Origin of the sequence: Sulfitobacter sp. G21635-S1 (genome assembly GCF_027213915.1) — a bacterium.
GTDB lineage: Bacteria > Pseudomonadota > Alphaproteobacteria > Rhodobacterales > Rhodobacteraceae > Sulfitobacter.
The window spans coordinates 1-13,135 of sequence record NZ_JAPWGV010000007.1; the positions used below are offsets into that span (position 1 = coordinate 1).

General features: G+C 61.5%; 13 protein-coding genes. 7 read left to right on the forward strand and 6 right to left on the reverse strand.

Features of this window, described 5'->3' with window-relative positions:
• Positions 1–257 precede the first annotated feature (257 nt).
• Positions 258–659, reverse strand: coding sequence for a hypothetical protein (locus O4H53_RS08855; RefSeq protein WP_331284229.1), 402 nt, complete (start codon positions 657–659; stop codon positions 258–260).
• Between the two features lie 180 nt (positions 660–839).
• Here O4H53_RS08855 and O4H53_RS08860 point away from each other — a divergent pair, with 180 nt between their 5' ends.
• Together O4H53_RS08860 and O4H53_RS08865 are read left to right on the forward strand one after the other, a co-directional pair.
• Complete coding sequence (locus tag O4H53_RS08860; protein ID WP_269363059.1) at positions 840–1,757, forward strand: LysR family transcriptional regulator; 918 nt, start codon at positions 840–842, stop codon at positions 1,755–1,757.
• Positions 1,758–2,060: 303 nt separating this feature from the next.
• Positions 2,061–2,795 carry a metallophosphoesterase family protein gene (locus O4H53_RS08865; protein ID WP_269363061.1) on the forward strand — a complete coding sequence of 245 codons (735 nt, stop codon included), beginning with the start codon at positions 2,061–2,063 and terminating at the stop codon, positions 2,793–2,795.
• Positions 2,796–2,813: 18 nt separating this feature from the next.
• Here the strand turns inward: O4H53_RS08865 and tdh are convergent, their stop codons facing one another.
• From tdh to O4H53_RS08880, 3 genes are all read right to left on the reverse strand, one after another.
• Entirely contained in the window at positions 2,814–3,851 is a 1,038-nt protein-coding gene (tdh, locus tag O4H53_RS08870) for an L-threonine 3-dehydrogenase (protein WP_269363063.1), read from the reverse strand.
• Entirely contained in the window at positions 3,848–5,035 is a 1,188-nt protein-coding gene (locus tag O4H53_RS08875; RefSeq protein ID WP_269363349.1) for a glycine C-acetyltransferase, read from the reverse strand. The genes tdh and O4H53_RS08875 overlap by 4 nt, the downstream gene beginning before the upstream one ends.
• 102 nt (positions 5,036–5,137) lie before the next feature.
• The gene (locus O4H53_RS08880) at positions 5,138–5,704 is read right to left on the reverse strand and encodes a helix-turn-helix domain-containing protein (protein ID WP_269363065.1); all 567 of its coding nucleotides are present in this window, start codon (positions 5,702–5,704) and stop codon (positions 5,138–5,140) included.
• Positions 5,705–5,846: 142 nt separating this feature from the next.
• Between O4H53_RS08880 and O4H53_RS08885 the strand changes: the two genes are divergently transcribed.
• The gene (locus O4H53_RS08885) at positions 5,847–7,028 is read left to right on the forward strand and encodes an acetyl-CoA C-acyltransferase family protein (RefSeq protein ID WP_269363066.1); all 1,182 of its coding nucleotides are present in this window, start codon (positions 5,847–5,849) and stop codon (positions 7,026–7,028) included.
• A 323-nt stretch (positions 7,029–7,351) separates the two neighbouring features.
• Here O4H53_RS08885 and O4H53_RS08890 read toward each other — a convergent pair whose 3' ends face one another.
• Both O4H53_RS08890 and O4H53_RS08895 read right to left on the reverse strand, forming a co-directional pair.
• Positions 7,352–8,467, reverse strand: coding sequence for an acetoin utilization protein AcuC (locus O4H53_RS08890; RefSeq protein ID WP_269363068.1), 1,116 nt, complete (start codon positions 8,465–8,467; stop codon positions 7,352–7,354).
• Positions 8,468–8,570: 103 nt separating this feature from the next.
• A complete protein-coding gene (locus O4H53_RS08895) occupies positions 8,571–9,020 on the reverse strand; it encodes a hypothetical protein (protein ID WP_269363069.1) in 450 nt (149 codons plus the stop codon).
• Between the two features lie 282 nt (positions 9,021–9,302).
• Between O4H53_RS08895 and O4H53_RS08900 the strand changes: the two genes are divergently transcribed.
• The 4 genes from O4H53_RS08900 to O4H53_RS08915 are packed head-to-tail and all read left to right on the forward strand — an operon-like array spanning position 9,303 to position 13,121.
• Positions 9,303–10,250 carry an ABC transporter permease gene (locus tag O4H53_RS08900; protein WP_114274116.1) on the forward strand — a complete coding sequence of 316 codons (948 nt, stop codon included), beginning with the start codon at positions 9,303–9,305 and terminating at the stop codon, positions 10,248–10,250.
• Positions 10,247–11,062 (forward strand): ABC transporter permease, encoded by an 816-nt coding sequence (locus O4H53_RS08905; RefSeq protein ID WP_269363072.1) that lies wholly within the window; start codon positions 10,247–10,249, stop codon positions 11,060–11,062. Before O4H53_RS08900 ends, O4H53_RS08905 begins: the two co-directional genes overlap by 4 nt.
• The gene (locus tag O4H53_RS08910) at positions 11,059–12,657 is read left to right on the forward strand and encodes an ABC transporter ATP-binding protein (RefSeq protein WP_269363074.1); all 1,599 of its coding nucleotides are present in this window, start codon (positions 11,059–11,061) and stop codon (positions 12,655–12,657) included. Before O4H53_RS08905 ends, O4H53_RS08910 begins: the two co-directional genes overlap by 4 nt.
• Positions 12,654–13,121: a GNAT family N-acetyltransferase gene (locus tag O4H53_RS08915; protein WP_269363076.1), complete on the forward strand. Its 468-nt coding sequence runs from the start codon at positions 12,654–12,656 to the stop codon at positions 13,119–13,121. Before O4H53_RS08910 ends, O4H53_RS08915 begins: the two co-directional genes overlap by 4 nt.
• Positions 13,122–13,135: the final 14 nt, after the last annotated feature.

A 13,135-nucleotide genomic window follows, 5' to 3' on the forward strand; every position in this document is an offset into this window, starting at 1 on the left:
CGCGCATTCGGAGCGCCTCCCTTACAAATATCAATGTTGTCAGTGTGATACGAGAAGTCACCAAACGCGCCCTCCCGTTTTGCCGGAGGCAAACCTTCGGTTTGACGGGAGGGTCGGGCGCGGCCCGGGCTGGCACCCGGGCCAAGGCTTGTGGCTGGCGTCGTGGAAGAACGATTTCGTTGTTTCGGGGGGAGCGGGTGCAGGAACGTGCTTTTTCAGCAGCCTCGGGGCGCTCCGGCAGGAGCGCCCTTTTTCGTTCAGGCCGCGCGGTTGCGCAGCACCACTGCAAGAAACAGGAGCATGGCCACAACCGTGATCATTGAACCGATCTTGGCCAGCGATTCCGTACCACCCGACAGGACGATGGCAATGCCCGGCACCAGTACGATCAGCCCGACCACGGAGACGGCAAAGTGGATCATCGCCAGGCGGCTTTGCGCGGCACCGGGCACCACGTGATAATAAAGGGCAAACAGCGTCATGCTGACCCAGCCGATCAGGTTGAGATGCCCATGCGCGGGGGAGAGGCCATGATCGTGCGTGGCTGACATCTGAATGCCCCAAACCATCCCGACCAGCACCGAAAGCACACCCACCAACAAAAAATAAAACGCGAGACCTTTCATTTGCCCTTCCAATTCATCCAGTTTCCAATCCACACGAACACAGCACCGTCCGCAAAAGAGGGCTGCCACGCAGAAGCGAGGAGCAGCCCCCATAAAGAATGACTTTTTTGCAAAAATCGTGCTGATACTATGCCATAAATTTCGCCATATAAAAAATTAATTAAATGTATTATCATTATAGATGATATGAATTTTGGCAGCTTTGATCTGAATTTGCTCCGCGTTCTTGACGCGTTGCTGGAAACCCGGTCAGCGACCCACGCGGGCCAGCGGATCGGGCTTTCGCAACCGGCGGTATCCGCTGCGCTGGCGCGGTTGCGTGCCGCGCTGAACGACCCCCTGCTGATACGGATCGGTCCCCGGCTTGAACCAACCGACTATGCCCTGTCACTTGCCGAACCACTGCGGACATTGCTGGATCAAACCGAATCCATACTTTCAGGCCCGCCGCGTTTCGATCCCAGCATCGCGGACGACCGGTTTCGCCTGTCTGGCAGCGATTTCTTTGCCGAGATGCTGATGCCGCAGCTGGCGGAGAAAATCGCGCAGGAGGCACCCGGCGTTCGCATTCAGCTTGTCGATCTGGTGCCGGACAACTTCGCCGGTGCATTGGAACGGCAGGATGTCGACCTGGCCATGGTGCCCCAGATGGAAGGCCCGTCCTGGATGGAATGGCAGCCGATGTTCCGTGCGCGTTTTTCCATGATCGCGCGGCGCGGGCATCCGCGGCTGGCAGCCTTGCCGACGCCCGGTGAAATCGACATCGACACCTTTTGCGATCTCAGCCATGTCCTGTTTTCGCCGGAAGGGAACCTTGCGGCGATGGCTGACGCCGCATTGGCCAAGGTTGGCCGAAACCGACGTGTCGTCATGACACTTCCGGTCATGTACGGCGTGTGCAGCGCCGTGGCTGAAACCGATTATGTTGCGGTTGTCCCCGATCAACTGGCAAGAAAGATCAGCACAAAGCTGAACCTGCAGGTTCTGCCGCCCCCTGTCGTCATGCCGGAGCCGGTGATTGGCATGATCTGGCACCGGCGACGCACCAATGCAGCTGCACATATCTGGATCCGTGGTGTCATCGCAGATATCCTGGCACCGCTTGACGCATATCGTCAGGCTGACGGCTAGGCTCTGGACCCATTAACTCTATATGCTCAGTTTGACAGATTTTTTCGCAGACCAGGAACATCTGCGCAAGAATAGTGGTTCTATTTCAAGCAGATGTGACGCAGGCTTCGGGAAAATCCGTCAAACCCGAAGGGCGGCGATTTCGCTTCATTTCAACGTCTTGGGCCGTTTGCAAATAGAACCACTATTGGCTGCACGCCCCAAACCATTGAAATTTTGTGAAATTGCCGCTGAGCATGTAGAATTAATGGGTCCAGAGCCTAGGGGCTTTTCTTGCGGGTCGGCCTGCGCTACCTGCTGCGCATGACTGATCCCATTTACGCCATCGGCGACATTCACGGCCAGCTGCAGGAATTGCAGCGGGTGCTATCCCTGATCGAAGCCGATGGTGGCGGCGACGCCCGGATCGTTTTTCTCGGGGACTACACCGACCGTGGCCCGGACAGCCGCGGTGTGCTCGACCTGCTGATCGAGGGGCAACGCAGCAACCGACCCTGGACTTTCATCAAGGGGAATCATGACCGCATGTTCGAATGGTTCATGCGCGATTACCCCCAGCACGAGGCCTATCTGCCGGTCGAGCTTTACTGGCTGCACAGGCGGCTGGGCGGTGACACCACGCTGGAATCCTACGGGGTCGACTTTGGATCACGGAACCGGATGCTGGCCGTCCACGAAGCGGCGCGCAAGGCGGTTCCACAGGCGCATCTGGAGTTCCTGAAAGGGCTTGACCTGTGCCACGAGACCGATGCGCTGTTCTTCTGTCATGCGGGCATTCGCCCCGGCATCCCGCTGTCCCGGCAGGACGAGGAAGACCTGTTGTGGATTCGCAATGAGTTTCACGAATATGCGGAACCGCACCCCAAGATCATCGTCCACGGTCATACGCCGGTCGATCAGGCAACGCATTACGGCAACCGGATCAATCTCGACAGCGGGGCGGGATACGGGCAACCGCTGACGGCGGCGGTCTTTGAGGGCAGCAATTGCTGGACACTCACCGACAAGGGCCGCAACCCACTCACGCCGGAAAGATAAACGCCGGCGTGACCTGCCTCAGGTCCAGTCCAGCACAACCTTTCCCGACTGGCCGGACTTCATCGCGGCGAACCCGGCTTCGAAATCATCAACGCCAAACCGGTGGGTGATGATGGCCGAGACATCCAGCCCGTTTTCCAGCATCGCGATCATCTTGTACCAGGTCTCGAATATCTCGCGGCCATAGACGCCCTTGATCGTGATCGCCTTGAACACGATGCGGCTCCAGTCCACCGGCGATTTTCCCGGCGGTATGCCCAGCATGGCGATCCGCCCGCCCATGGTCATGGCCTCGACCATCTGATCCAGTGCAGCCTGTGACCCCGACATCTCCATGCCGACGTCGAAACCCTGCTTCATCTTCAGGCGGGCAATGACGTCGCGCAGGTCTTCCTGGGCCACGTTGACCGGCACCACATCCGCTACCCTGGCCGCCAGTTCCAGCCGCGCCGGGTTGATGTCGGTGATCGCCACGTGCCGCGCACCCACGTGCCGCGCCACCGCCGCCGCCATGATGCCGATCGGCCCGGCACCGGTGATCAGCACATCCTCGCCCACAAGGTCAAAGCTCAGCGCAGTATGCACGGCGTTGCCCAGAGGGTCCAGGATCGCGCCGATGTCATCGCTGATCGTATCGGGCAAGGGCACCACGTTGAAAGCGGGCAGTTTGAGGTATTGCGCAAAGGCCCCCTGTTCGTTCACGCCGATGCCCCGCGTCGCCGGGTCCAGGTGAAACTTGCCCGCGCGCGATTGCCGCGATTGCTTGCCGATCAGATGCCCCTCGCCCGAACAGCGCTGCCCGATCTCCAGCCCTTCGACATTGCGCCCGATCTCGACAATCTCGCCCGCGAATTCGTGACCGGTGATCATCGGCACGGGCACGGTCTTTGCCGCCCAGTCGTCCCAGTTCCAGATATGAATATCGGTGCCGCAGATGCCGGTCTTGTTGATCTTGATCAGCACGTCGTCGGCACCGATCTCGGGCACCGGGGCATGGGTCATCCACAGGCCTTCTCGCGCGTGCAGCTTGCTCAGCGCCTTCATCTCGTTGGTCATGACAGCACCCCGCAGGCCTTGCCCGCCACCTCGAACGCCGTCAGCGCGCGATCCAGCTCATCGCGCGTCAATGCCGCATTCATCTGGGTACGGATCCGCGCCTGTCCGCGCGGCACAACCGGGAAGAAAAAGCCCGAGACATAGACGCCCTCCTCGAACAGGCGCGCGGCCATGTCCTGCGCCAGCTGCGCTTCACCCAGCATGACCGGAACGATGGGATGTTCACCCGGCAGCAGGTCAAACCCCAGCCGCTCAAGACCGGCGCGCCAATAGGCGGTATTCGCGAACAGCTTCTCACGCCGGTCGTCGCCCGCCTCGACCAGGTCCAGCGCCTTGAGCCCGGCCATGACGATGGCAGGCGGCAGGGAATTGGAGAAAAGGTAGGGCCGCGCACGTTGGCGCAGCAGGTCGATCACCGGCTGCGGCCCTGCGATATAGCCGCCGATGGCCCCGCCCAGCGCCTTGCCCAGGGTGCCGGTCAGCAGGTCCACATCCACCCCGAAATGGGCGGGGGTTCCCGCGCCCTTTGGCCCCATGAACCCGGTGGCATGGCAATCGTCCACCATCACCAGCGCCTCGTATTTATTTGCCAGCGCGGTGATCTCTGGCAGTTTCGCCAGATAGCCGTCCATGCTGAACACGCCATCCGTCGCGATCAGGATGAACCGTGCGCCGTCCTCCCGGGCAAGTTTCAACTGCCCTTCCAGATCGTCCATGTCGCTGTTGGCGTAACGATACCGTCTGGCCTTGCAAAGCCGGATGCCGTCGATGATGGAGGCATGGTTCAGCGCATCCGAGACAATGGCATCTTCCGGTCCGAACAGCGGTTCGAACAGGCCGCCATTTGCGTCGAAACAGGCGGCGAAAAGGATGGAATCATCCTTGCCCAGGAAGGCCGCCAGCTTCTGTTCAAGCTTACGGTGAATATCCTGCGTGCCGCAGATGAAGCGGACAGAGGCCATGCCGAACCCCTTGGGGCCCATCGCATCCTGCGCCGCAGCGATCAGCTCGGGGTGATCGGCCAGCCCCAGGTAGTTGTTCGCGCAGAGGTTGATGACGGAGTGCCCGCCCACATTGATTGTCGCGGCCTGGGCGGAGGTGATCATCCGCTCTTTCTTCATCATGCCGTCCGCATCAATCTGCGTCAGGATGTTTTCGATATGGTTCAGATAGGCCTGGGTCATGCGCATGTCCTTTTCCTTGCTCTAACATGGCGCATCACGGCACAAAACCAAAATATCCAATATTCCGGAAATTTTCTCTTATAGCAGAAACACGCGCGCGCTTCAGGCGTAATGTACCACCAGAAAGGCCCGTGCCGGACCTTCATGCGCAGCGATGCAATGGTTCACATCCGCAGGATAGCGGGCGGTGTCAGATGTATTCAGCACCTGCGCGCTTTCCCCGCTGCGCAGGCTGATGCGGCCTTCGATCACGGTCAGATGCTCGCGCGCACCCCGCGCATGCGGCTGGCTGTCCAGAGCACCACCGGCGGCTATGTAAAGATCGTAAACCTCATGCCTGCCCGCCTCCTCTGGCGGGGACAGGATGCGAATCCGGCACCCGGAACCAAGATTGTTGATGGCCGGCACATCCTGAGCCCTGAGCAATTCAATCCGCGACACCTGCGGCGCGCCGTCCAGCAGACCGGCGAAATCGACCTGCAAGGCACGGGTCAGGTTCCACAACGTCGCGATGGTGGGCGATGATTCTCCCCGCTCGATCTGGCTGACCATGGACCGGGACACACCCGACAATTTCGCAATCGCCTCAAGCGACAGGCCCTGCCCCAGCCGCGCCTGTTTCAGGCGCGCAGGCAGCTGGGTCAACATTGTGTCAGAGCTTTCCGTCATGACGGAGGAATTGACCGCGCCCGGGTGAAAGTCAACAACCGACCAACGCGCAACACATGGAATTGACGTGAGGTCCCGGCAGGCTTTTCCTGACATCCGGCAAGAGCTGCGGCATATTCGAACAAACATCAAAGGAACCGTCATGACACAAGACATCGTTATCCTGGGTGGCGCACGGACCGCCATTGGCACTTTTGGCGGGTCACTGGCCGGTACACCCCCCATCGACCTGGGGACTGCTGCGGCGAAAGCCGCGATGGAACGCGCGGGGGTGACCCCTGATCGCATCGGGCATGTCGCCTTTGGCAATGTCATCAACACCGAACCGCGCGACATGTATCTGTCGCGTGTCGCCGCCATGCAGGCGGGTGTGCCCGACGTGGTTCCGGCGATGAACGTGAACCGCCTGTGCGGGTCCGGTGTGCAGGCCATCGTGTCGGTTGCACAATCCCTGATGCTGGGTGACGCGGAATTCGGCCTTGCCGGCGGGGCAGAGAACATGTCGCGTTCGCCCTACCTCCTTCAGAACGCCCGCTGGGGTCAGAAGATGGGCGATGTCAAATCGCTGGACATGATGCTGGGGACATTGAACTGCCCCTTTGGCAGCGGCCACATGGGCGTCACTGCGGAAAACGTGGCGGCGGAACACGGGATCAGCCGCGAGGACATGGACGCCTTCGCGCTGGAGAGTCAGCAAAGGGCGGCGGCGGCCATCGCGGCAGGATATTTCAAGGAACAGATCACCCCCGTCGAAACCCGGGTAAAGCGCGATACGGTCAATTTCGAGGTTGATGAACATCCCAAGGCCACCACGGCAGAGGCGCTGGCCGGGCTGCGCGCCGTGTTCAAGAAAGACGGCAGTGTGACGGCGGGCAATGCCAGCGGGATCAACGATGGCGCGGCTGCGGTCGTTCTGGCCACCGCTGAAGCAGCTGAGAAATCCGGCCTGACCCCCCGTGCGCGGATCATCGGCTATGCCCACGCCGGGGTAAGGCCCGAGGTGATGGGGATCGGCCCCGTGCCCGCGGTTGAAAACCTGCTGGCGCAGACCGGGCTGACGGCCGGCGATTTCGATGTCATCGAAAGCAACGAGGCCTTTGCATCGCAGGCCGTGGCGGTTTCCCGGAAACTGGGCTTTGACCCCGCAATCGTGAACCCGAATGGTGGCGCGATTGCATTGGGCCACCCCGTCGGGGCGACAGGTGCGATCATCACGGTCAAGGCAATGTACGAGCTTGAGCGGATCGGCGGCAGGCGCGCCCTGATCACCATGTGTATCGGCGGCGGTCAGGGGATCGCGCTGGCCATTGAACGGATGGGCTGACTCCAGGGCCTGCGGCGTTCATCTTCCACCACCCGTTTCAATCGGAAATGAATGTCCACAGGGCCTAGTATGGCGGAAACGAAATGCGCATCATTTCCCACTGGCCCCGGATCGCTTGCGATCCGGTTCGCACCCGACCCCGCCCCCGTCAAACCGCAGGTTTGCCTTCGGCAAAACGGCGGGTGCGAAATTCCGACCTCGCAAGATTCTGATAAGTATGGAAAAATGGAAATGCCTCGCAAAATGGAAGGCCGCCCTCGGGGTCGGGTGCGAACCTGCCGTTGAGAGTGGTATTCAATGAGCCGAACTTTGATTCCGGGTGACTAGATCACCGGACGCTTGTTCAGATGGTCAACGCGCTGCGCAACCTCGTCACGCAGGATGCCCGGGCGCGGCTTGTCCTGCAGCGTGGTAAACCAGTGCTCCGGCGGGTTCCTGCCCCGCCGGTTCCCGTCGAACCGCAACGCGCGCAGCACGGCTTCGGCAGGGGCAGGCAAGAGACCGGGCAGCGCATGATCATTCAGTATGCCCCAGATGCCCGCCCACATCCGGCCCACCGACCACGGATTGTACCCGCCTCCACCCAGAACCAGCAGCCTTGGGGCAAGCCCCCGGATGGCGCGCAGAACGTCCCAATGGGCATTGTTGCTGAGATGCATGTGCGACAACGGGTCCTCTTCCAGACCATCGGCACCGCATAGAAACACGATGGCGTCGGGCTGAAACGACAGCAGGCGCGGGATCAGGAATTCCTCTCTGACAAAGGCCATTTCGGTATCGTTGAATCCGCGCGGCACCGGCAGGTTGAAGGCATTTCCGCCACCGTCGTTTTCCAGCGGGCCGGTGCGGGGCCACAGGTGTTCTTCGTGGATCGACATCATCAGGCAATCCGGATCACCGGCAAAGCCGACCTCCACCCCATCCGGGTGATGTGCGTCTATGTCCACAAAAGCGATCCGCCGGACCCCGTGATGCCGCAGGGACAGCATCGCCAGAACCGGATCGTTAAGATAGCAGAAACCATTGGCGCGGTCCGGCATCCCGTGATGCGTGCCACCTGCCGGGCTGTAGACCGTCCCGCCATCCTTCAATAGTTCACCGGCAAGGATCGAACCGCCCGCCGCCGTCGCCGGTCTGCGGAAAATCTCCGGAAAGACCGGGTTCGTCACGCTGCCGATATCATGGTTCTCAAAATCTGCCGGGGCCGCGGCCTGTTCCTTCTCGATCCGCTGAAGCGCCGCGATATAGCGCGGGGTATGCCAATGGGTCAGCGCTTCGGGCTTGGCGCGGGGTGATCTGATGAATTGACCCTCCTCCAGCCAGCCCAGCGCCCGCGCCAGATCCATGACCGTGGACACGCGCGGCACCCGCAAAGGGTGCCAGCGGCCGTAGGTCGAATGGCGGTAAATGTCGTGACCGATGAACAGGGGCTGCCTCATCGGCCAAATCTAACCTGCCACCACACAAATGCCATCTCTCTGTCGGGCAGAAACGAAAAAGGGCACCCGAAGGCGCCCTGATCCGGTCATTCAGAAACAGGTCTTATCTGGTGCCGTCAAGACCGGCTGCAGCTTCTGACACCATGGCGTCCAGATTCTGGTCGCAGATTGTCATGAAAGCTTCCATCGCAGCTTCATCCATCGGCACTGCCGTCATGTTGGATGCCGCGGTATTGCCGCCGGTCGGCTCGACCGCCTGGGCTTCACCGTCGATGACACTGCCGGTTTCGGAAGTACCGTCAGTTGCTTCCTCGGCGGAGGTGGTTCCCATGGTGCCCTGGTCTGCCTTGGCATTGCCATCGGTCACCATTCCGTCGGTTTCGCCGTCAATTTCGGCAATTGCCATCGAGGCAACGGTCATCTGTTCTTCGGGGGTCAATGCCTTGTATTCGGCACATGTCATGGAAGTGCTCATGTGCGCATCGGCAAGGGCGGGTGCGGCAACGCTGCCCATCAGGCTTGCGGCGGCGATTGTTTTTACGACAAAATTCATAATCATACTCCTTGATTTACTGTTGAAGAACCAACACTCACGGCGGCGGGCAGTTCCGAGACGGCCCGGTGCAGCCCGGCGACACCTGCGTGATGCGCCGCTCAATACATTGTTTTAATTTATAAAATTTTTCTGATCTTTCTTTTCGTTTGAAGCGAATAACTTTCTGCCCCTATGTCTTAAGACATTCAAAAGCCACATCCGGCCCAGCCGACCGCCAGGCGCACCGCCCTGATCTTATCCACTGGACGGTTCCGACCACTGCGCATAACCTTCGGAAAAATGGTCAGATATACATTCAAAAGATTGCTCTCCCTCCTGCTGAGCCTCGCTGTCGCTTCGCTGGTGATCTTTGCCGTGATCGAAGTGGCACCCGGCGATCCGGCGTCCTTCATGCTGGGCATGAACGCGCAGCCTGAAACCCTTGCAGCGCTGCGTACCGAACTTGGCCTGGATACTTCGAAGGTGGCGCGATACCTGGCCTGGGTCGGCGGCATGCTGACCGGCGATTTCGGCACCTCCTATACCTACCGCACACCGGTGATCGGGATGGTGGCAGACAGGTTGTGGGTCTCCCTGCCGCTTGCACTTTATGCGCTCGCGCTCAGCACCGCCGTGGCCTTTCCCGCCGGGATTTTTGCCGCGTCGCGCCGGGGACAGGCGGGCGACATCGGCGTCATGGGGGCCACCCAGCTTGGCGTTGCCATCCCGAACTTCTGGTTCGCAATGATGCTGGTCCTGATCTTTGCCATCAACCTGCGCTGGTTCGCGGCCGGCGGCTTTGTCGGCTGGGACAAGGGTTTCTGGGCCGGGATGCATGCGCTGACCCTGCCTGCCATAGCCCTTGCCCTGCCACAGGCGGCGATTCTGGCACGCGTCATGCGGTCTTCGCTGCTGGATGTGCTGGGCGAGGATTTCATGCGCACCGCCCGCGCAAAAGGGCTGACAGAGCGGCAGGCGCTGTGGCGGCACGGTTTGCGCAATGCGTTGATTCCGGTGCTGACCATCATCGGGCTACAGTTTTCCTTCCTGTTGGCCGGGTCGATCATCATCGAACAGGTGTTCTACCTACCCGGTCTGGGGCGGCTGGTGTTCCAGTCGATTTCGGCCCGCGACCTGATCGTGGTGGAATCGGTGGTGATGCTGCTGGTCTTTTCGGTCATCGTGGTCAATTTCCTGGTCGATCTTGCCTATGCCGCCGTGGACCCCCGGCTGAGGTCGCGGTCATGAGGCGAAACCTGATCCTTGGCGGGATGCTCTCGGCGCTCTTCGTGCTTGCGGCGCTGATCAGCTTTGTCTGGACACCCTATGATCATGTGGCACTGAACATACCGAACAAGCTGCAAACGCCCAACGCGGTGCATCTGCTGGGCACCGATCATTTCGGGCGCGATATCCTGAGCATGATCATGGTCGGCGCACGCACCTCCATCGCGGTGGCGCTGGTGGCGGTGGGCATCGGTATGGGGTTGGGCATTCCCCTGGGGCTATGGGCCGCCGCACGGCAGGGCAGCTGGCTTGACGAGTTGATCATGCGCGGCAACGACCTTGTCTTTGCCTTTCCCAGCATCGTCATCGCAATCCTGATCACCGCGATCTTCGGCGCGGGCGCGATCAACGCGATCATCGCCATCGGTATCTTCAACATCCCCGTCTTTGCCCGGATCACACGGGGTGCGGCCCTGTCGCTTTGGCAGCGCGAGTTCATCCTTGCGGCGCGGGTGGCGGGCAAATCCGCGGCACGCATATCGGTCGAACATATCCTGCCCAATGTCACCAACCTGCTGATCGTGCAGGGCACCATCCAGTTCTCCCTGGGTATCCTTGCCGAAGCGGCGCTGAGCTATGTTGGCCTGGGCGCGCAGCCGCCGACGCCCTCCTGGGGCCGGATGCTGGCCGATGCGCAGACGCTGGTCAGCATTGCGCCGCATATGGCGCTGGTGCCGGGCTTTGCGATCATCCTGACAGTGCTTGGCCTGAACCTGATGGGCGACGGGTTGCGTGACTATCTCGACCCCCGGCTGCGGGTCGTCCGCGCATGAGCCTGCTGTCGATCCAGAACCTGTCGCTGTCGATCTACGGTCTCGACATCCTGCGGGACGTGACCCTGTCCATCGCTGCGGGCGAGATTGTCGCCATCACCGGCGAAAGCGGATCGGGCAAATCGCTGACGGCATTGGCAGCGATGCAGCTCCTGCCGAAGGGAACGCAGACAAAGGGCCGGATCATGTTGGGCGAGACGGACCTGACGCAGCAGGACGAAAAGACACTCTGCGGCATCCGGGGCAACGACATCGGCATGGTCTTTCAGGAGCCGATGACCGCGCTCAATCCGGTGCAGACTATCGGCGCGCAGGTCGCCGAGACGATCCGCATCCACGACCGCAGCATATCGCGCGCCGCCGCTGAAATCCGCGCGGCAGAGACGCTGACCCGCGTGGGCCTGCCGCAGGACCGGTTCCCGCTTGGCCGCTATCCGCATGAATTGTCGGGTGGCCAGCGCCAGCGTGTGGTGATCGCCATGGCCATCGCGCTGCGGCCCCGCCTGCTGATCGCCGACGAACCCACCACCGCGCTGGACGTCACGACCCAGGCACAGATCCTCGACCTGCTCAAGCATCTGGCCCGCGCCGACGGGATGGGCCTGATGATGATCACCCATGACCTCGCCGTGGTGGCCGACATGGCAGACCGCATTACAGTGATGCGCGAGGGCGAAGTGGTGGAAGAGGGTGAAACCAGGCATCTGCTGCGGCACATGAATCATCCCTATACCAGGATGCTCTTCGCCGCCTCCGGCCACCAGGTTTCCCTGCCCGAGGTCTCCGCCCAGCCGCCGCTGCTTGAGGTCACGAATGTCAGCCGCGACTACCGTCTGCCGCGCACGATCCTGTTCAGCCCGGCAGGGCATTTCCGTGCCGTGGATGACGTGTCCTTTACCATCCACCGGGGCGAGCGGCTTGGCCTTGTCGGGGAGTCGGGGTGTGGAAAATCCACCCTGACCCGCGCGGTGCTGGGGCTTGAGCAGGTTCAGTCCGGCACGATCACACTGGACGGGGCGCCGGTATTCTCCGGCAATGCGCCCAACCTTGCGGTGCGGCGCAAGATGCAGGTGGTGTTCCAGGACCCTTTTGGCAGTTTCAACCCCCGGCACCGGGTGGACCGTCTGGTGACGGAACCGTTTCACCTGCTGCCCGACCCGCCGGCCGGCGCGGACCGGACACGGGCGATTGACGAGGCGCTGACAGCCGTGGGGCTGACCCCGGCGGACGCCCGCAAGTACATCCACGAATTCTCCGGCGGGCAGCGGCAGCGCATCGCCATCGCCCGCGCGCTGATCATCCGGCCCGAGCTGATCCTGTTCGACGAGGCCGTCAGCGCGCTGGATGTCTCGGTGCGCGCGCAGATCCTCGATCTGCTGGCGGAGCTTTGCGGCACCTATGATCTGACCTATCTGTTCATCTCGCATGATCTGTCGGTGGTACGGACAGTTACCGACCGGGTGCTGGTCATGCAATCGGGCAAGATCGTCGAAGAAGGGCCGACAGCGGAAACCTTTGACAACCCGAAGCACCCCTATACTCGCAGCCTGATCGACGCAGCCCCGGTCCTGCCGCAAATTCACGCGGCAGAATGACGGCCAGGATTTCCATAGCCCCGGTGCCGGAGTCGCGCCGCGCCGTCCTTGACGGGATGGCCCGCAGCTATTTCAGGGAGGTGCTGCCAAATGGCCCTGCCTTCTTTCCCAATGCGCTGGACCGCTACTGGATCGAACCCGGCCGCCATCCCTATCTGATCGAACAGGACGGCGAGCCCATCGGCTTTGCCCTGGTCTGGAACCACCCCGACGGCACCCACGAATTGACCGAATTCACCATCCTGCCCGCCCACCGGCATCAGGGCATCGGAACCCAGGCCGCCGAGATGATATTTCTCGCGCTTGGTGGGGATTGGGTGCTTGGCGTGGCAAGGAACCCGGCGGGGGCGATGGTTTTCTGGCAGCACTGCCTTGAGGCCTGCGAAGGTGTCTGCGAAATCACGCGCCGCCCGCCGCGAACTGCCAATCAGGCGGGAAGTTTCTCTTTTCGCGTCGAACGCTGAGCGGGCTTGGCAAG